The sequence below is a fragment of the [Flexibacter] sp. ATCC 35208 genome (assembly GCF_001975825.1).
GTDB lineage: Bacteria > Bacteroidota > Bacteroidia > Chitinophagales > Chitinophagaceae > Chitinophaga.
Genome location: NZ_MTKN01000017.1, coordinates 1 through 20,479 on the forward strand (window position 1 = coordinate 1; position 20,479 = coordinate 20,479).

Annotated in this window: 17 protein-coding genes; 7 read left to right on the forward strand and 10 right to left on the reverse strand. The window is 43.1% G+C overall.

The window, feature by feature from the left end:
• Positions 1-447: 447 nt before the first annotated feature.
• Complete coding sequence (locus BW716_RS12550) at positions 448-981, reverse strand: hypothetical protein (protein ID WP_143708837.1); 534 nt, start codon at positions 979-981, stop codon at positions 448-450.
• A 144-nt stretch (positions 982-1,125) separates the two neighbouring features.
• Positions 1,126-1,833 (reverse strand): hypothetical protein, encoded by a 708-nt coding sequence (locus BW716_RS12555; protein WP_083722908.1) that lies wholly within the window; start codon positions 1,831-1,833, stop codon positions 1,126-1,128.
• Positions 1,834-2,243: 410 nt separating this feature from the next.
• On the opposite strand from BW716_RS12555, the gene BW716_RS36750 reads away from it, so the two are divergent.
• The gene (locus BW716_RS36750) at positions 2,244-2,417 is read left to right on the forward strand and encodes a hypothetical protein (protein ID WP_179091109.1); all 174 of its coding nucleotides are present in this window, start codon (positions 2,244-2,246) and stop codon (positions 2,415-2,417) included.
• 517 nt (positions 2,418-2,934) lie between these two features.
• Here BW716_RS36750 and BW716_RS12560 read toward each other — a convergent pair.
• The 3 genes from BW716_RS12560 to BW716_RS12570 form a co-directional block, all read right to left on the reverse strand.
• Positions 2,935-4,026, reverse strand: coding sequence for a family 10 glycosylhydrolase (locus BW716_RS12560; RefSeq protein WP_083722909.1), 1,092 nt, complete (start codon positions 4,024-4,026; stop codon positions 2,935-2,937).
• A gap of 24 nt (positions 4,027-4,050) precedes the next feature.
• Positions 4,051-5,154: a carbohydrate-binding family 9-like protein gene (locus BW716_RS12565; RefSeq protein ID WP_083722910.1), complete on the reverse strand. Its 1,104-nt coding sequence runs from the start codon at positions 5,152-5,154 to the stop codon at positions 4,051-4,053.
• 84 nt (positions 5,155-5,238) lie between these two features.
• On the reverse strand, positions 5,239-6,129 hold the full coding sequence (locus BW716_RS12570) for a carbohydrate kinase (protein WP_083722911.1): 891 nt from the start codon (positions 6,127-6,129) through the stop codon (positions 5,239-5,241).
• Between the two features lie 359 nt (positions 6,130-6,488).
• On the opposite strand from BW716_RS12570, the gene BW716_RS12575 reads away from it, so the two are divergent.
• The 6 genes from BW716_RS12575 to BW716_RS12600 all read left to right on the forward strand — a co-directional run bounded on the left by BW716_RS12575 (position 6,489) and on the right by BW716_RS12600 (position 12,256).
• Positions 6,489-7,115: a TetR/AcrR family transcriptional regulator gene (locus BW716_RS12575; protein ID WP_083722912.1), complete on the forward strand. Its 627-nt coding sequence runs from the start codon at positions 6,489-6,491 to the stop codon at positions 7,113-7,115.
• A complete protein-coding gene (locus BW716_RS12580) occupies positions 7,105-8,505 on the forward strand; it encodes a TolC family protein (RefSeq protein ID WP_083722913.1) in 1,401 nt (466 codons plus the stop codon). The genes BW716_RS12575 and BW716_RS12580 overlap by 11 nt, the downstream gene beginning before the upstream one ends.
• Before the next feature lie 41 nt (positions 8,506-8,546).
• Complete coding sequence (locus BW716_RS12585) at positions 8,547-9,644, forward strand: HlyD family secretion protein (protein WP_083722914.1); 1,098 nt, start codon at positions 8,547-8,549, stop codon at positions 9,642-9,644.
• A gap of 137 nt (positions 9,645-9,781) precedes the next feature.
• Positions 9,782-11,359, forward strand: coding sequence for a DHA2 family efflux MFS transporter permease subunit (locus tag BW716_RS12590; RefSeq protein WP_083722915.1), 1,578 nt, complete (start codon positions 9,782-9,784; stop codon positions 11,357-11,359).
• Positions 11,360-11,707: 348 nt separating this feature from the next.
• Positions 11,708-11,950: a hypothetical protein gene (locus tag BW716_RS12595; RefSeq protein WP_083722916.1), complete on the forward strand. Its 243-nt coding sequence runs from the start codon at positions 11,708-11,710 to the stop codon at positions 11,948-11,950.
• A 57-nt stretch (positions 11,951-12,007) separates the two neighbouring features.
• Positions 12,008-12,256 (forward strand): hypothetical protein, encoded by a 249-nt coding sequence (locus BW716_RS12600; RefSeq protein WP_083722917.1) that lies wholly within the window; start codon positions 12,008-12,010, stop codon positions 12,254-12,256.
• A 7-nt stretch (positions 12,257-12,263) separates the two neighbouring features.
• Here the strand turns inward: BW716_RS12600 and BW716_RS12605 are convergent, their stop codons facing one another.
• The 5 genes from BW716_RS12605 to BW716_RS12625 form a co-directional block, all read right to left on the reverse strand.
• The gene (locus tag BW716_RS12605; protein WP_083722918.1) at positions 12,264-14,138 is read right to left on the reverse strand and encodes a monovalent cation:proton antiporter-2 (CPA2) family protein; all 1,875 of its coding nucleotides are present in this window, start codon (positions 14,136-14,138) and stop codon (positions 12,264-12,266) included.
• 2 nt (positions 14,139-14,140) lie between these two features.
• Positions 14,141-14,674, reverse strand: coding sequence for an NAD(P)H-dependent oxidoreductase (locus BW716_RS12610; protein ID WP_083722919.1), 534 nt, complete (start codon positions 14,672-14,674; stop codon positions 14,141-14,143).
• 73 nt (positions 14,675-14,747) lie between these two features.
• A complete protein-coding gene (locus BW716_RS12615; protein WP_235643642.1) occupies positions 14,748-16,532 on the reverse strand; it encodes a chloride channel protein in 1,785 nt (594 codons plus the stop codon).
• A gap of 81 nt (positions 16,533-16,613) precedes the next feature.
• Complete coding sequence (locus tag BW716_RS12620) at positions 16,614-17,522, reverse strand: transglutaminase-like domain-containing protein (protein ID WP_083722921.1); 909 nt, start codon at positions 17,520-17,522, stop codon at positions 16,614-16,616.
• A gap of 55 nt (positions 17,523-17,577) precedes the next feature.
• Positions 17,578-20,142, reverse strand: a complete 2,565-nt coding sequence (locus BW716_RS12625) for an NACHT domain-containing NTPase (RefSeq protein ID WP_143708838.1) — start codon at positions 20,140-20,142, stop codon at positions 17,578-17,580.
• Positions 20,143-20,479: the final 337 nt, after the last annotated feature.

The following is a 20,479-nucleotide window of genomic DNA, read 5'->3' on the forward strand; positions in this document are numbered from 1 at the left end:
AAGTGTAAACAACTTCATTTTATTGCAATTGAGCTCCAGTCCAAAGTTTGAAAAAATAGTTTCGGTCAGATGCTTGTTATAGAACCATGTTTTGATACTGCGCATGGATAAAGGAGTATGCTCCTTATCCGGCAAACTGGCCCAACAGGTTAGCTTCATTAATGATACCGTCATGAGTGAAAAATTAAAATGGTTGTATAAAGTGTAGTATTTAGAGAATCAATAGAAGATGTTGCGGGTAGCAGTTCAAGACATATAAAAATTTATCAGGGATAGTTTGCTGAAAAGGGGCTGACCAAAAAGGTTATCCCCTCTCGGGTAGGTAATGGAGCCGAAATTGCTTTTACGCAATTCTGAACGCCTTCGTTTTACTTTTTAGTCAGGCCCTTCTTTCCGGGCCACAGCTTAGCCCCAAATTATAGGGATCCTTCCTTTATAATTTCTTTTCTATCGGCTTATTATTTTTTTCCAATAGTCACTTAGCTGCGGTATGTGATCCATAATGAGAAAAATTCTTCCATTGTTATTATCAATAGCGTCAAATTTTAATAGTCTGCCATTGAAAGTGTCTTCAAGATTAGGTATTATATGAATGAACTTGTTTCTCATTTTTAATAAAACAATAGTTATTCTGCCTCCGTTTAACGGACTATCCGAATTTGCCACATATCTGATTACTTTGCAGGATTTGTGGTCGATAGTTGTATCAGTTGCTACATATTTTTCACCGTTATAATACTTGTATCTGAAGTCGATTCCCACTTTGGGGGAGGTAAATGGAAGTCCTGCGTCTTTTTTATAAGTTAATTCCTTTCCAAGATCTTGAAATTCACGTTTGTCGAAATTGATTCGATAATATTTCTCAAGTGTGGTTTTTCTGGATAATAATTCATTATTCATAACAGTATCAACGCTCCTCATTACTTTTTCAACACCAATTTTATTATAAACAAATATAGTGTCTGATAGTAATATGTTCATCTGTTGAGTAGGAGTGTGTTTATACCATACCGTATAGACAAATACACCATTATCTGCTGTTTGCGCATTAACAAACAGCGGAAAAACTAATAATACAGACAGAAATAACCTAATAAAAAACATAAGTAATGATATATTACATTATTACATTGCACTAACGCCGTTTGATGCCATTACAGCGCCAACATTGAAAACTCTGGTTCCTTCCTTTGGAAGAACAAAACCAATACCTTGAAGATTACCATGTACTGTTGAATAGGCATTATGAACGCCCATATATATATCACTAGCAGTCTCTGCCCATCCGGTGCCGAATGTCACACCCACAATAGCAGATCCCTGATGTACTATAGATTGAAATGTATATCTTGTAAGATTGTCATAAACTGGACCTGAGTCAGCTATTTCACATCTTTCTTTCGCTTGCACAATGTAGGCAGAAATCGCACTTTTTAAAACGGTCCAAGTGTAAATAAAAGAAAATCCATAAGGACCATAACCAGTTTCATAATAGGCATCCAGATCAAAGTTTGGATTTTCCAGAGGATACATAGTGCCTGCCATATCATATGCTGAATAGCTTTCAGTACTGGCAGTTTTGCTGTTCGTTTTGGTTTCAGTCGTTGGATAAATGTTCTTCAATAATTTGTTTCTTTCATCAACACTTGCTTTATCCAGGAACTTTATAATACTTACTAAACCTTCTTTTGTAGGATTCGCAATATTAAAATTGCTTTCAAGAGTGGCAATGGTAGAGGAATTTGAAGTTTGTGGATCTGGGTTGTTGGCTTCCTTCTTACATGCTACAAATGTTGCCATAACAAACACAAATGCCAGGTACTTTTTTTTCATTTTAATTGTATTTAGGTTAATATAAAACTCATGGTATTAGGTTCTTAAAGATTTCATAGTGGGTTAAACGTATTAATCTTAAGATGTTGGGTATATGTTGTCCCAATATATAAAGAATGAAAGGGGGCAGTTGTGCCCCACGTCAACAAATATATTTTTTAAAAAACAGACTATTGATGCAATTTTAATGACGGAAGAGGCAGAATTATACCAAATGATGAATTCTGCTTATGGTCAGGATGTGCATAATGCTAATAATTGGTTTTAGCGCATTACCCAGGTTTGTCGGTATAGTTTTACCAGTTTGTTTAAACACGATAATTTGTATTTATAAGAAATAGCCACGGGGACGAAAATATCCAAGAGGCTTACCACCCATACTACCCGCCGTACTTTCGCGTTCCTGTGCTTTGCAGGCGGAGGAAGCTGCTTACAAACCTATACCTGAAGTTAGGGATGTAACGCAGGAAATGGTGGACCGGAATTTCCTGCATATCCGCGCCGACATTCAGGAACTGGTAGATGCCGAATATATGCACATTATGAATGATCCGGAACTGGCTCATTTGATTATAAAGAAGTAACTGACTAGTTATGACCGGGCACCAGTTGGTGCCCGGCCCATGATGGTTCTTTTTTACAGCATTTCATTCTGGCTTTGTCGTGTTCTTAAGGTGCTAATTATGATTAGGTACCAATCATTCAATGGTTCGGTAATAATTAAGCGGCCATGGATCGAATATTTAGGCACTTTGAGTATAGTTTTCTTATTTTATTGCAATTGAGCTCCAGTCCTAAGTTTGAAAAAATAGTTTCGGTCAGATGCTTGTTATAGAACCATGTTTTGATACTGCGCATGGAGAAAGGAGTATGCTCCTTATCCGGCAAACTGGCCCAACAGGTTAGCTTCATTAATGATACCGTCATGAGTGAAAAATTAAAATGGTTGTATAATTTGTTTCACACCAAATTTTACTGCCTTTTTTCTTCTCTTTTTGCTCCTGTTAATATCTTTTGTAAAAAGTTATTTTTATCCACACTTTTGGAAACCAAGTTTTAAAAACTACCGAACTATTGTTTACCAAATGCAAAATGAAATGTTTATACAGTCGCTTTTTGCAATGCCTGCAATACCTCAGGTGTCACACCACCAAACAGTGATACACCAGATGCACCATGCTGTATCGCGAGCCGGATACCCTTCTCCAGGTCAGCCATGTTACCATTGAAATCCGGCAAGTACAAACCTGCATACAGTGGGAAACGACCATCCAATCCCCTGATACCTTCAGCTACTGCGTCGCCTATCCAGCCCACACCTTCCTGGTAGAATCCATGATATATCATGGGACATACTGCATTCAATGGCCAGTTAGTCCAATCCTGTCTTACAATGCGTTTCGCAATTTCAGGTGTTGGAAATACTGCTGCTGAAATAGGTTTCTTATGTTTTTTCGCTACATCCGCCAGGTTGGTCACAACGTTTGTAATGCGGTCATACCTGAACTTACGCCAGGAAGGACTCTGGTCTGGATGTTGCAGCTCCAGCGGATCTTTGCCATACAGATCTTTATACTTAGTTCTGCAGGTTTCGCAATAGCAGAAATCGTATTCCGGTAATTCTTTTGACTGATCAATACCATAATTACTCCATAAGTTTACGGGCAGAATCACATCACAATATCTTACATAATCCAGGTGTAATCCGTCTACATAATCTTTTGACAATGCTGCTTCCGCCTGCTCTTTCAGATAGTTAACAGTTTCAGGTTTGCTTGGACAGAGCCAGCGATAATAGCCTACGTAAGGAGGATGTGTAGCACAGCTTTCACCTTTACGGTTCTGCGCATACCACTCCGGATGGCTTTCCAGCAACTCCTTCTCTCCCCTGTTCATGGTCCAGATCCAGCGGTGTGCTTTGATACCGTTCTCTTTTGCAATTCTGAAATGTCTTTCGCTGTCTGCTTCAAACATGATGTCACCGATACCTGCTTTTTTATAAGCCGCATAGCGCTGACGAATGTCTGCATCAGTATCCTTTTCATCTGGATTGATCCAAACGCGGTGTTTGATTTTGGTAGCAGCAGCATCTGCATCAGCTGTTTTTTCTGCTTTTACGATAGCAGGAAGTCCGGCCCCCATGATGGCTACGCTGCCAAGGCCGATTGATTTAAGGAAATTACGTTTGTTCATAGTGTTGGACCTGTAATAATGTTGTTAGTGTTTTTTGGTTGTTACTTTTCCTTCCTGATCTATACTGGCTTTGTGCGCGCCTGTCTTGTCGCTGATCGTAGCGGTAAATTGTCCTGAAATTGCTTCCATAGACAATGTATATGTAATACCATAGGCTGTAAATGTCGTTTCAGTGATACCAAGGTCACTTAGTGATGAAGCATAACGTCCGTGTGACTGGTGGTAAGCATTTTGCTGATGATATACTTCCCAGAGATTTTCCTTTGCTTCTTCGATAGCAGGGATAGCTATTTTAACTGGTGTGCTGCCTACCGGTTTTTGTACGAAGAACAGGTAGCCCCATTTCTCTGGTGCGTGCATATTGATGATGCCCTGTGGAGACCATACCCAGTTATGTTCTGGCAATGGCTTGCCGGTAATTTTATCTTTACGCTTTACATATTTACCATTCACGATATCAGTATCCCATTCTACCCTGGAAAAATTGATTCTCCATATGGTACTGTCTTTCATTCTGATATGTTGGTTAAAGAAACCAAATGCACTGAATGGAATAGACATTTCTACCGTCCATTTTTTGTCTTTATCGCCAGGTTTATTCAGTGTGCCATCGATATGTGTAGCGGTGCGCATGCCTTGTGCATCCCAGTTCATAAGGGCATCTCCGTTTTCACGGTAAGGCTTGGGCATGAACAGATCCATCACCGTATTATATGGATTGATCTCTAATTCAAAATACTGGTGGGTATCGCCATCCGGATCTACGAATATTTCAAAGTCATTGTCATGGTAAATGATGGTATCATGCTGGTGGAGAGTGGCCCATATATTGGCATCTTCCAGTTCAGCCAGAATGTACAAATGATCCTGGTCCCACAGCATTTTGAGTCTGGTGCGCATAGCAGGAGCAGGTTGTTTATCCCCTTCTATGTCTGTGAAATCCTGACTCCATTCAGCCTTTTGCCAGGCTGCTTCGTCTGGTTTTCCATCCAGCTTAATGGGTGTGGTGGTTTGATAAACCTGATATTGTCTGGGAGCCAGATAGGCTGCTTTCTTTTGTGCATAGGAAGGGAGGCTCAGACAGGCCAATCCCAATCCTGCAATCACATGACGGATAAGTTGAGACATGAGTTAAATATAATAAAAGTCAACTGGGGTTTTCAAGTAAACTCAATGGATGGTATGAATTGTTGATGAATTAAGAATATTCTATCACTTTACCTGTTGGATCAGGGCAATGATTTCATCCGGATTATATGCCGGACAACCGCCATGGTACGAGGCTACCAGTGCCCCCAATGCACAGGCGTAAGCCAGTGTGATTGCTGGTGGTGTATTGATAATCCTGTTGTAAAGGAAACCAGCCAGGAATGCGTCGCCGCTGCCAATCGTGTCTGCGACCGTTACCCGATATCCCGGATGCTGATAAAAGACGTTGTCTTCGAGTAAAGCCGCCCCTTTATCACCCAGTGTCACGATGATGGTAGGTATGTCATATTTCTGACTAAATGCAAGGACTCTTTCTTCCATATCTGCCGGAAACTGGTACCAGTCTCCTATCAGTTTCAGTTCTGCTTCATTGATCTTCAGGATCTGGCATTGTTGTAAAAGCAATTCCACCAGTTCCTGTGTAAAATGAGGCGGGCGCAGGTTGATATCCAATACCAGTGTACGATCACCATTCAGCAGTGACAGCAAGGTTTCTCTGCTTACCTCATTTCTCGAAGCCAGACTCCCAAATACCAGGTATCCAGGTGTTTTTGCAATTTCCTGCAGGCCAGCAGAAGGCTGTATAAAATCCCAGGCTACTGGTTGTACAATTTCGTATTGCATTTCATTTGTAGCTGCCAGGCGGGCATACACTTTTCCGGTTTCGTGTGCCGGATCTCTCTGGATAAAGGTGGTATCCAACTGTAGCTGTTGCATGACCTGTCGGAGGTCATCTCCATCTGCATCATCCCCCGTCGACGATATCATCGCGACTGGTACTCCCAGTTTCTGCAGGTGATAAGCCACATTCATAGGGGCTCCACCTGGCAATTTCTTATCTGGAAGTATATCCCATAATATTTCTCCGAAGCAGGCAACTTGATACGGTTTCATGATTATTCTGTTAAGCTGGCACATATTAATGATTTTCAGTTAAAAAGCCAGAGCATTGGACAATGCTCCGGAGTTGGCACGTTCAATCTTGGATGTTCTAAGAAAGAACTTATAACAATGGACAATATGTTCAAATAAGCTGTTTTACCTAAGTTAACCAGACTCAACTAAACCATTTTGTTCATTTTGATTTTCATCTTGCCAGTTTATTCACGCGTGCCTGATCATATTATATTAACCTACATTTTCCTTGACAACCTTAAAATCAGCTTAAAAACGCACTTTTTTACCAAATATTTAAACGATCGTTTGATTAAATTAAATGTTTGTTTAACTTTGTGCCCACAATTCGGTAGAAGATGGAATACAATCACAAGCAATTAGCAATCCTGGATGCAGCAGAACAGCTGTTCGCCTCCCAGGGGTTTCACGGAACCTCTGTCAGGGATATTGCTCATGCCGCTGATGTGAACATCGCGATGATTTCTTACTACTTCGGTTCAAAGGAGAAATTGATTGAAGCGATTTTTCTGAAAAGGATCGTGGGGTGGAAATCAGTTTTGGAAACTGTGCTGACGGATGAGTCACTTACGTTCGAAACCCGCTTTGACAGGCTGGTGGATACATATGTTGGACGGATCTTCAATAATCCCTGTTTTAATCTGATGATGATGCGCGCGCAGATTCAGGCTGATCTCGGGGTGAACGACCTGATCCACCAGAATAAAATGGAAGTGCATGGTATCATCAGTTCCTTTATCAAGGCAGGGCAGGAAAAAGGGGTGTTCAATGAGGGGGTCGACATATTGATGATGGTCAATACTATGATAGGTACAACCAACCATATAATGTCCACCAGGCATCATTTTGCCAGAATTTCCGGGCTTGAGCATCTTACAGATGATCAATTACAGCAGCATCTTGTTATACATATCAGTAATCATTTAAAAAAATTGTTAAAAGCCATTCTTATCCATGAAGCTTAATAGCACATACAGGCGATTATGGTCTCTGACAGTGGGAGTATTGTTGACGCTGTCATACCTTGGCAGTCAGGCGCAGGAAAAGAGAACCCTGTCATTGAAGGAAGCCATATCGCTTAGTATTCAGAACAGCAAACAATTGAAGCTCAGCCAAACCAAAATAGATGCGGCTTTGTCCTCAGTAAAAGAAGCTAAAAACGCGCAATTACCCGAAGCCAGTGTATCTGGTTCCTACCTCAGAATCAACTCACCAAACATATACGGTCCACTCCTGGGGGGTAGCAGCGATAGCTCTGGTAGCGGTAGTTCTTTTCCTAAAGTAAACTCTCTCGCCTACGCTTTGGCCAATGTATCCATCCCGGTTTTCTCCGGTTTCATGATCCAGAGCCAGAAAGAATCTGCCAAATACCTGGCAGAAGCAGCAAGACTGGATGCAGTGAAAGATCGTGAAGCAGTTATCCAGAATACTATCAATGCATACAGCAACCTGTACAAAGCACAGCAGGCTGTAGCACTGGTAAAAGAAAACCTGAGACAACAGGAACAGCGTGTAACAGACTTTACCAACCTCGAAAAGAACGGGCTGGTAGCAAGAAACGACCTGCTGAAAGTACAACTGCAACAATCAAACGTAGATGTGTCCCTGTTGGAAGCAGAAAGTAACCTGAAAATTGCAAGCATCACAATGGACCTGCTGGTGGGTATTCCGGAAAGCACTGACCTGGAAGCGGTAACCGATACTTACGACCAGGGGGTGGTAGCAAATGGTAAAGGTGTAGCAGAATGGGAGCAGGTAGCAATGACCAATCGCACAGATAACGCTGCACTACAGGCTCGCGAAAAAGCTGCTACCGCAGGTGTTAAAGCTGCAAAAGGTGGATACTATCCTTCCGTAGCAATTACTGGTGGTTATGTAGCACTGACTATTCCTAATGCTTTCTCAGTAACCAATGCTGTGAATGCAGGTGTAGGTGTGAAATATAATATTTCTTCCCTCTGGAAAAACAGTGTGAAAGTTGATGATGCTAAGATTCAGCTGGCGCAGGTACGTGTAAATGAAGAGATGCTGCAGGATAACATTCACATCAGTATCAACAGAGCTTATCAGGACTACCTGGTAAACCAGAAGAAGATCGATATGTACCAGAAAGCCATCGACCAGGCCGAAGAGAACTACAAGATCGTAAAGAACAAGCAGGAAAATAACCTCGCTACGACTACCGATCTGCTCGAAGCTGACGTCGCTAATATCCAGGCAAAACTGAACTATGCGTTCGCAAAAGCAGATGCAATGGTTGCTTACTCCAAATTACTGGAAACAGCAGGTGTGCTGAACGAAGCAGGTACAGAAGGAACTACAACGACCGGTACCACAACTACAACCGGTAAATAATTATCTCAGTAACAACTTATTAATATCATATATCGCATTATATGGAAACGCAATCAAATCAAGCGCCTAAGAAAAAGAACTCCACCTTCATCATCGTTTTGGCCGTGTTGGTAATAGGTGGTGGTGCATTTGGTATCACTAAATATATTCATGGTCAACACCACGAAGAAACAGATAACGCTCAGGTTGAAGCAAATGTGAGCCCTGTTATCCCTCGTGTAACCGGTTATGTGAAAGAAGTACGTGTAAAAGATAACCAGAAAGTTAAGAAAGGCGACACCCTCGTTATCCTCGATGACAGTGATCTGAAGATCAAACTGGCACAGGCTGAAGCCGCTCTGGCTGCAGCAGAAGCACAGGTATCTGTAGCTACTGCTAATACTACTGCTGCCCGTTCCAACATCGCTTCTTCTTCTGCTAACATCGGTGCTGTAGATGCACAGATCAAAGCTGCTGAAGTAAACGTATGGCGTGCAAACCAGGACTACGAACGTTACAACAACCTGATCAAAGATCATTCTATCACTCAGCAACAATATGAGCAGGCACTGGCTACAAAGCAAACTGCTGAACGTCAGCTGAAAGTATTGCAGGAGCAGAAAGAAGTAGCTTCCCGCCAGACCAGCGCTGTTGGTTCCCAGGCAAATGCTACTGCTGAATCTATCAATGCTGCCAAAGCGATCATCAAAGAACGTCAGACAGAAATAGACAATGCAAAACTGCAACTGAGCTATACTATCATCCTCGCTCCTGAAGATGGTGAACTGTCAAAAATTTATGTACAGCCAGGTCAGCTGGTGCAGGCTGGTCAATCCCTGTTCAGCGTAGTATTATCCAACGATATATGGGTAGTTGCTAACTTCAAGGAAACTCAGCTGGATAAAATGAAACCAGGTCAGGAAGTAGAAGTACATGTAGACGCTTTTCCAGGTAAAACGCTGAAAGCGAAAGTAGCTTCCTTCTCTCCTGCTACCGGAGCTCGTTTCGCACTGTTGCCTCCAGATAACGCTTCTGGTAACTTCGTGAAAGTGGTGCAACGTCTGCCTGTAAAGATCGAATTCGAAAATGCATCTTCACAGCCAGAAGTTAAACAACTCCGCCCAGGTATGAACGTGTTGGTGGATGTTCACCTCGACTAATTTTTCAATCGCCGGTGATCAATTACGAATTACGGGAAAGGACTCACATTCGTACTTCAGACTGGATATAAATATCGCTTGGCTGTAATTCGTAATTGAACATCTGCGGATTGATCACTATAAAATAATTCAACATCATGCAACAAGAGAATCTGGTAGAATATGGTGCCCGCAGGGTCATCATTACAATCACTGCCATTTTTTGCGCCTTGCTGGAGATCGTGGATACCACCATCGTGAACGTGGCCCTGAATGACATGCGCGGAAATATGGGAGCTACCTTGAGTGAGATCGGTTGGGTGATCACAGCGTATGCGATTGGTAACGTAATCGTGGTTCCGATGACCAGCTGGTTGTCACAACAATTCGGTAGACGTAACTACTTTGCAGTTTCTATAATAATCTTTACCATTTCCTCCTTCCTTTGCGGTAACGCACACACATTGTGGGAACTGGTATTGTTCCGCTTTATACAAGGTTTAGGTGGTGGTGCACTGCTGGTAACTTCTCAAACGATTATCACTGAAAGCTACCCTCCTGAAAAACGTGGTATGGCACAGGCCATCTATGGTTTGGGTGTGATCATCGGACCTACCCTCGGTCCTCCTTTGGGTGGTTATATCGTAGATAACTTCGCGTGGCCATATATCTTCTACATTAATATTCCAATCGGGGTGATTGCTACACTGCTTACACTGCAGTTCGTACGTAGTCCTAAATATGCAGAGAAGAAGTCAGCGAGTGAAATTGACTGGTGGGGTATTGGCTTCCTGGCAATGGCCGTTGGTTCGCTGCAATATGTATTGGAACGCGGACAGGAAGATGACTGGTTCAACGATACAACCATCCTCGTATTAGGTGTGGCTGCGGTATTAGGTTTCTTCTTCTTTATATGGAGAGAACTGGTATATAAAAATCCGATCGTAGAGTTAAGGGTATTGGCGAATCCAAACCTCCGGGTAGGTACATTACTATCCTTCCTGTTAGGTTTCGGTCTGTACGGATCTACTTTCATCATTCCACTGTATACGCAGGGACTGCTTGGATGGACCGCAACTCAGTCAGGTATGCTCATGATACCGGCGGCATTGATGACCGCTGTTATGATGCCACTGATTGGTAAGCTGCTGGAAAAAGGGATACCTAATCAGTATCTGGTAGCCGCAGGTATGGTGCTGTTCTTTGTATATAGCTTCTGGGGATACAAAATCATAACTCCCGATACAGGTAAAGATGATTTCTTCTGGATGCTGATCGTACGTGGTATTGGTATGGGTATGCTGTTTATCCCGATCACAGCACTGTCTCTTTCTACCCTGAAAGGACAACAGATTGGTCAGGGTGCTGCATTCACGGGTATGATGCGTCAGCTGGGAGGTTCCTTCGGGGTGGCACTGATTACGACCTTCGTGTCAAGACGTAATGAGCTGCACCGTATGGACCTGGTGAGCAAGCTGGATACCAACAATCCTGAAGTTATGAACAGAGTCCATTCCGCTGCAGCTTCCTGGGCAAGCAAGGGCATGGATACGAAATCAGCGTTGGGTAGTGCTTATCAGGGACTTGAGTACAGCGTATTGAAACAGGCGACAGTAATGTCCTATATGGATGTGTTCCTGTATCTCGGCATCCTGTTCCTCGTCTGTGTACCATTCGTACTCATGGTGAAGAGCAACAAACAACAAGGTAAACTAGACGCAAGTGCAATGCACTAAAAGATATTAAAGATATGTTACTAACAGTGTAACAGTTGTAGGTTTAGGTAATGAGCCGGAGTATTCTTACTCCGGCTTTCTTATGTCCGTTGCCAATATATTATTTTCTATATGCATATGTGTACAATTTGCCAACAATAGTTATTCACATTTTCATTTTTTGCCACAAATGTGGAAAAAAATACTCGAAGATATACCTGGGTATAGTACCTTTATGCTACCTAATGCAGTGGCATTGGGTTTGCCCCAAATATTAGCATCGGAATTGTCATTGTTTAACAGCATCTGGACAGTATTGTAAAAAACCAAAAGGAAAAAGATCAAAACCGGATCCCAAAATTTACCTTTATGAAGAGAATTGCATTTGCGTTTGCTACCATAGGAACAGTATTCGCCGTATTAGCACAATATGCTATCACAAACGATTGGGCCTGGTTCCGGGTATTTCACACCCTGGGCTTTATAGGCTACATCTTCATCATTAGTGCGGCTGCATTCTTCTCTCTGATGTTCATACATCAGCTCTCAAGAGATGAAAAAGTAAGAATGCGCAACCGTAGTATGGATATAGATGGAAGCATCGATGTGTAACCGGCCGCTGACCTTTGTTAACCGACGCCATTATTAAAAACACTGGGAAATAGTCCGATGGAGGATTTTAATTTTATTCTGAAATTTGAGTACAAAGGAAAACCGCACATCATCGAAGTGCGGCCATGGGTACAGACTTATAAGATTGCATTTAAAGTTACCGTAGAAGAACACGAAGTCATATTTGAACAGGATGAAGAAGGTCGCTTGCGTGCTATCAGTGAGGTGCCCCACTCCTCCAAATCAGTAGATCACGGACTCATTGCCTTTATTGCTGAAAAGATTGAAGAAGCGCTGGCTGGGTAAGGGTTCCTTACTCGTCCTGCCTTGCTTCATCTATCAGTGACTGTTCGTCCCATCCCAAACCAGACGGATTAAACCGGGTTGTTCTTTCGCCGGACATCAGTTTCTCCAACTCCTCAATACGTTCCTTCACAGTATTGATATACAGCTTTTTATCATCGCGTATAGCAGATAGCCCTTTCATGGCTTTTTCATCCTGCTTACGGAAGGTGCCTGCATTCCTGTATGCATGGTATGCCCTGATACCCAGCATCTGCAGGGCATCTGCTCCCATACGCAGGGAAGTATCCAGGGTTTCTCTGTAGATGTGTAGTACACCCAGGTCCATCAGCTCAAAAGTATCCGGTATGTTCTCTGCCTTCACCAACATTTGCAGGTGAGGGAAGTGTTTTCTCACTACCCGTACTACTTCCAGCGTCTGCTCTACTGTATCCATCGCTACAATGATCACTTTGGCCTCTGCAGCCCCTGCTGATTCCAGCATGTCTCTGCGGGCTGCATCGCCATAATATACCTTCACGCCCAGGTTGTGCAGGGCATCTACCCTGTCAGAATCCAGGTCGAGAATGGTAGCTTTCACTCCATTTACCCTGAGAAAACGGCCTACTATATTACCAAAACGGCCAAAGCCGGCAATGATGATCGGATGTTTTTCCTGTATCTCATCAGCCTCCCGCGTGTTCGCAGGCTGCACACTGAACCGGGGTTGTATCAACCTTTCATAAGCCAGTAGCAGTAATGGTGTCAGCGCCATGCTGATCGCTACCACCGCCGTGAGTATACTCACAGTAGCCTGTGGCAGAATATTATTCTGGTTGGAAAATGATAACAATACAAAGGCAAATTCTCCAACCTGCGATAAAGCGATGGCAAACAACAGGTTTTGCTCAAATTTGACCTTGAAGATCTTGCCTAACCCTAACAGTATCAGGGACTTTAGTGCCATTAAGCCTATTACAAGCCCTAAAATCACCCAAGGCATACTCAGTATCAGCTTGAAGTCGATAGACGCGCCTACGGCCATAAAAAACAGTCCCAGCAGCAACCCCTTGAATGGTTCAATATCACTTTCCAGTTCATGACGATACTCACTATTCGCCAGTACTACGCCACCTAAGAAGGCACCCAGTGCCGGACTCAATCCCACCAGCGACATGAGCACAGATATAGCCACTACCAGCAATAAAGAAAATGCTGTGAACAACTCTCTTACCCTTGTCGCAGCAATAATGCGCAATAAGGGTCTTAACAGGTACCGCCCTGCTACCACAATCACGACCACAGCTCCCAGTACCACCAGCGTTTGTCCCCATGCTGGTAAATTATCTCTTAATGATGACTCGCTATGGCTGCCACCCTCTGAAGAGGTCCCTGCCAGCAGTGGAAAAACCGCCAGCATCGGAATAACTGCGATATCCTGGAACAGTAATACTGAAAATGCACTTTGACCGGCAGCAGAAGACAACTGTCCTTTCTCCTTGAGACTTTGCAGCACAATCGCTGTGGAAGAAAGGGATAAGATCATGCCCAATGCCAGTGCAGCATTGAGTGGTTGTCCCAGCAACAAGGCTACACCCGCTACCGCTGCTGTAGTGATCAACACCTGCAATCCCCCCAGTCCCAATATCGGTGCCCGCAGGTTCCATAGCAAGGCAGGTTCTAATTCTATCCCGATCAGGAACAGCATCATCACCACGCCAAACTCTGCGAAGTGCATAAGATCCTGTCCTTCACTGCCAATAAAACCCATGAGGGAAGGTCCAATCACTACCCCTGCCAGCAGATAACCCAGTACAGAGCCCAGGCCCAGCTTTTTGGCAATGGGAATAAACACCACTGCCGCTGCCAGATAGATCATGGTTATAAAAAAGTATGAATGCTCCATAGTTATCGGTCCCTTAAGTTTTCCAGAAATTGTTTGTAACTGATTGCCTGTTCACTGATGACGGTGGCATCCATCTGGTGAGTGCCATACACCACGAATGGGTCCAGATACTGCATATTACAAAGTGTAGCTGTCTGTTTGAATGGCAACAGAAAATCGGTCAATGGATGTTGGTGCCATCCGTCTTTCTGATAGGCGGTCTCCATGGTCCCGGCTGAAATTACATTCGTAATGCGCTTGCCCCGGAGAGCCGTACCCGTACGACCATAGGCCCAGCCATGCTCCAGCACGAGGTCCTGCCATTGCTTGATCATGGCGGGTGCACTGTACCAGTAAAAAGGATGTTGGAATAAAATAATATCGTGTTGCAGTAATAGCCCCTGCTCCTGTCTTACATCGATGTTGAGATCAGGATATGTTTCGTACAGATCATGCACAGTCACCCCCTGCATACCGCGGATAGTGGCCAGCAGCTGATGGTGGACCCTTGATTTTTCGAAGGCCGGGTGCGCGAATAGAATCAGAATTCTTGACATAGAAGATGGAAATTACGAATTACGTTTTACAAATCAGGGAGATCGATGATTTGTAAAACATAATTCATAGAATCTATATTTTATCGCCAGAATATTCCTGTAGTAATAACCTGTATTGATTCAGGATATTTGATTTGGAGATAAATCCTACCAGTATATCATTATCTACTACCGGCAGGTTCCATTCTTTGACTTCATCAAACTTTGTAATTACATCTACCACATTGTCATGTAGGCCGATCAATGCTGGTGGTTGCTGCATCACTTCTTTCACAGTGACGGTGTCATAGATCAGCTGGTTGAACATAATCGGACGTATACGATCCAGTGTCACGACTCCATCCAGTTTACCTTCGGGAGAAACGACTGCGATCACATTCCGGGTGCTGCTTTTTACCAGCTCAATCAGCTGACGCAGACTGGCGTTCATATCTATTCGTTGAATTGTATTTTCTACGAGTTCTTCAGTATGGAGTAAGGAGAGGATATTCCGGTCATGTTCTTTTGTAAAGATCTTGCCTTCATCTACCAGTTGTTTGAGTTCCGGCGAGATAGGGGAAAACCATTTTGCCAGCAGGAAAGATGTAGATGAAACAATCATCAGTGGTATGAACAGGTCATACCCGGAGCTGGCTTCTGCAATCAGGAAGATGGCGGTAAGCGGGGCATACATCACACCACTCATTACACCAGCCATGCCTACGATTACAAGGTTGGTAACAGGAACATCCTGAAATCCCAGCTGTGTACACAGCATAGCAAAGAAGAATCCCAATACACCACCTGCGAAAAGAGAGGGTGCAAAGTTACCACCATTGCCACCACTCTGAATGGTGATGGAGGAAGCAAATACTTTCAGTAAACAGGTACATCCCAGAAATGCCAGTAAAACCCAGTTTTTAGCTGGTATATACCGGAAGAAACTATTCCGGATGATTTCATCAGCCTGTCCATTGGCCATCAGTTTGATACTTGAATATCCTTCTCCAAACAGTGGTGGCATCAGTACGCAAAGGATGGAAATGATCACTCCTCCCAGTACGGCCTTTTGGAGGGCACTCCATTTAAGGCGATGGAAGAAGTGTTCTACTTTCTGTGAAATGACGATATAGTAACGTGCGTAAAAAGCACTTAATAATCCGAGTATAAGATAAAATGGAACGTTGTGATAATTGAATGCCTGCCTGGATTCAAAGTGAAATAGCACCTCCTCCTGTAAAATGATCTTTGACAAAAGACTACCACATATCGCCGCCAGTATCAAAGGCAGGAAATCTGAAAACACCACTCCCGTAAGCAAAATTTCAAAAGCAAACATCACCCCTGCAATCGGTGCATTAAAAGATGCTGCAATACCTGCAGTGGCACCGGCTGCCAGTAACAGTGTTCTTTCTTTATACCCCAGGTGGTAATTGCGTGCATAGTTGCTACCAATAGCGGCGCCTGTTACGGCAATAGGACTTTCCAGACCTGCGGAACCTCCCAAACCTACTGTCAGAGCACTTTGCAGGATCTGTGAATACATTTTAACCGGTGGAATCAGGCTGGAGTTTTGTGCAATCTCGTAAAGAATAAGCCCGACCCCTTTGCGGGACTGGCCCTTGAAAAATATGATAACGACGAGTGTAGTCAGTACAATACCAAGGAAAGGGAATATAGCGTAGAAAAAGACCTGTGTACTAAAGTGAACTTTGTAGGTAATAAAATAGTGGATATAGTGGACCAGGGTTTTTAAGATCACCCCTGCTAAACCAGCGACCAGGCCGACCAGAATACCTGAAAGTACAAGGAACTGGTTTCTGTTCATTTTGCTGTGCAGCCAGTGAATGATGATCTCATAACTTCGGACCCTTCGCATACTGTACCGCTCAAAATCTCGCTTAAAGCGCAAAAACGAGTGAAACTTCTTTATGTTTTTAAATTGACTCATCGGTTTTTATTAGATTTCAATCAACGCATATACCTTATCATTCAGATAAGGCCCACCAGGGTGGCGAGCAGAATAATCAAGGTTTATCCAGTATTCGCCTTTCATTTCGTGGTAGTGGACCTCCTTAATAGATGGATGAGGAAACAGTGTAATAATTGCCTGCTTCATGACTTCAAAATCTTCTTTATTGCCACAGTAGAGTTCAGGATAAGCATGTCCCTGAATCAGTACTATACGACAACGTGCTCCGATAGATTGCAGGCAGGATACCATCAATATACTATGGTCGTCACAGTCGCCGCCCATACCATTCTGGATAGTTTCCTGTGGCGTAGCAAAATATTCGTCACGACGGGTATCGGGTACCCAGCGGAAATTTTTATTGATGTATTTGAACAGCGCCAGATAACGGGCTACTTTCCCATACTTTGGGAAATATTCATCAAAATCTTCTACAGAATGGTAAATGGAGAAATTACGTACCAGGGAATCTTTATAGTTGACCTTGTCTCGAATACCACGCACTGTTTTATCTCTGTAGGTTTCTACGCGGTGGGGGTATAAACTGAGGATATCCAGTTGTTTATAGTTTTTTGCCCCCCAGTTGCCTTGTACCATCCCTTTATAATCATTCAACACATTGGTAAAGGTATAGTTATCAGCAAAATAATTGAAGGATAATATACCGACAACTAATACAAATGCAGGAATGATAAGCGGTTTGAATACCCAGAGTAATAGACGGGTGAACAGGAATGAGGAGAGTACGGCCAACAGCATATCCAGGTGCCAGCCATCCTCAACCAGCGGTGGTATATACCGGTTCAGATATGGTGCCAGCGGAAGGATTGTCAAGAGGCTCAGCAGGTTGAGCAGAAATTGCTGAAAAGCAGAATATTTACTTTCATCTATGGCCATTACGGAATGCAATAACGCAAAATTATGCCAGATAATGAAAAGCAGAATTGAATGTCTATTGTCCCCACAGCTTATCCAGCTGCTTGAATGACGTGCTGGTGCCTATTAATTGCAGCTGTTGCCGTGTAATATGTAATTGTTTTTCGGCCTTCAGGGCCGTGTAGATTTTTTGTAATAATTGCACTGCCATCATCATCAGTAACTTCAAATCCATTTTCTGGGAAATCTCCATGGCTGTCTCTGTCAGTCGTATGGCTTTATTTAATTCATTTTCAAGCATACAGGCATATCCCTGCATCAGTTTGTGCAATACTTCCAGGTGTCTGCCATTGGTATGATCAAATGAATAGTTTTTTAACAACAGCTCGGCATGCCTGCTGATTTTCAGGGCGCTGGTAAGATCATGGTGGCCAATAGCGGCATAGGTCTGCCAGCTCAGCAAAGAAAGCCTGACAGGATCGTGCTTCTGATACACCAGTGCCGGATAGCATTCAAAGATCCGTTTGGAATAATTAGCCATATGGCCATAATCATGCAGCAGTGCGAAGGCAAACCCTGAAAACCTGAATACCAGTTCATGTGACACAGAGGGTGTCTGTCTGGTACTTCCATTCAGATATCGTCCATAACTGTAGAGCTTATCTTTGATGCTTTCGTTGACGATACCAAATTTCAGGTATTCATATATAAAGAGGAAGAGGTCGTAGGGGGTGACCCACAGCTCTTCTTCCGTCATTTCGCGTTGAACGATTTTTTTGATGAAATGCAGTTCCTGTTCGCATTGCTCTGCATCCAGTTGCAGGAGCGACATAATGAAGAGGATGCTTCTGATCTTCAGTTTATCTTCCGGCAGTTCTGCCAGGTCTAACAGGGCGACCAGCACTTTCCGCTTACCAAAATGAATAAAGTTGTCGTTCAGGATTTTGCTGAGTGGATACCTTTTAAAGTAACCCATCGGGAAGATGGATTTCAGCGACATTTCCCTGTTTCCTTCCTGCTGATAATGTACAGCAAGGTATTCCAGCAATTGTGATTTCTCAATATTGGATAAGGAAAGGTGGAACATCTGCCGGATGCTCTCCTGCTGCCCGTTGTTGATGGCGTAGCGCAGCATCCACTTGAAGATTCCCGTACGGAAGGTGGAGGATGGCAGATGGCTGATCACATTCATAAATACCCCTTCTCCTGTCTGGTGCTGACCCTGCGCCACAAAGTGCATGGCCATGAAGTACTCCATCAGGAACTGATGGGCAAAACGAACCTTCACGTAGAACATAATGTCCTGACTCAGATTTTCTTCAACCAGTATATTTTCAGAGAGGAGTTCTTTGTACGCGGAGAATAATTCTGCATTCTTATTCAGGAGTGCGCTCTTGTCGACATATTGCCCCTTCTTGCCATAGTCGAGCAGCTCCAGGAGCTTATTAATGATGTTGATCTTAAAATTGTTATTGTTCGTGCTGAATACTTTCATCTGCACGAATCGCGAGACCATTTCATAAAGGCTCAGGTGTTCATTGATAAATGAGTTCTCACCTGTATTGAGCTGACAAAAGAGTTGCAGATAAAAAGGGTATCGCAGTTTTTGCAGGAAACTTTCGCTGAAAGTACGTACTACAGCCGGATCCATGCGATGGTTATAGAGCACGGACTTTACTTCCTGTTCCGTCATACGGGGGATGTTGATATTGGTTTCTTCATCCATTTCAGGACCCAGGTACCAATAGCGACCGAATGGGGGCATGCGCTGATCATTGTGAAATATTTCTGACCAGGTATTGCTGCGAACAGATAGGATCACTTTTATCCACGGGAATTCATCATTGGAGTAGACAAATTCTTCCAGCTTGGTATACATCAGTTTCAGTTTATCGCTGGACATCGTGATTTCGTCGAAGCCATCGATAATGAGTATGAGTCTACCGCCTATTTTATCAAAATGTGCTTTAAAGTATTCCCTGAAATTTTCCCGTTGTCCGAGGCTGAGTTGATCATCCAGCCAGTTACTAAGATTGAGGCCACGCAGAAATAAGCTCCCTGCGGCGTGTGCGTGGATGAACCAGCATATGTCGTGTGGATACTTTGCTTCTTTGCTATACCAGAAGTGTTCTACCAGGTGTACAAGCGTAGTGGATTTACCCCATCCGCTTGGCGCAATGAGGGCAGTAGCAGGATATGTTCCTTCCAGGAACCGCTCTATGTGGGCAACGCTGAATGCCCTTGACACAGTATTCTGAAATGGAATGCCGGAGCGGTTCTTCAGTGTTACTAAGGTATAATGGGATACGGCAGCTCCTTTACTTTTTAGTTCTGCCCATTTACCATCCTTTACGACTTCCCCGGGAGTGGATTGCGTGAAATGTCTGGTCTGAAAATCTTCCCAGTCCTTATAACTGCAATATTGCGCCAGGGTATTCAAAGTATAGCGCGAAAAACTATGCTGTGTTACAGCAAACCCAAAAACTCTCTTTAAAGTTGTCTCACTAACCAATTTGCCGGTTACATCGGATATGGCGAGTGACAATCGTTTGCAGTCACTAGCCGTTACAGAGTCAACGCCAAAACGTCTCGAAACTTCTTTCTGAAGAGTTATGATAAAGTCATAGGAGAGATCTATCATACGGGGACAAGAAATGGATTTTTGTAATCGGATTTTGGTAATCAAGGATAAACTTACGTAGCGGTTTTTAGTTTAGATTTTTTCTTATAAAAATGAACAAAATGAATGAAACATATATAAATGAATGATATTTAAAATTGGATATAAAATAATTGTTTATAACAATGCGGCAATGTCTATTTAAAAATAATTTTTATTTTATTGGTTTGATTTCATATTAGCACTGCCAACTAAATACGTTGTTAATCATAGTACTACAACAAATATGTTGTCTGGTAGAAAAAAACTGGATAAAAAGATTTATGAAATATTGAAATGAATAGAATGAATATCGTTC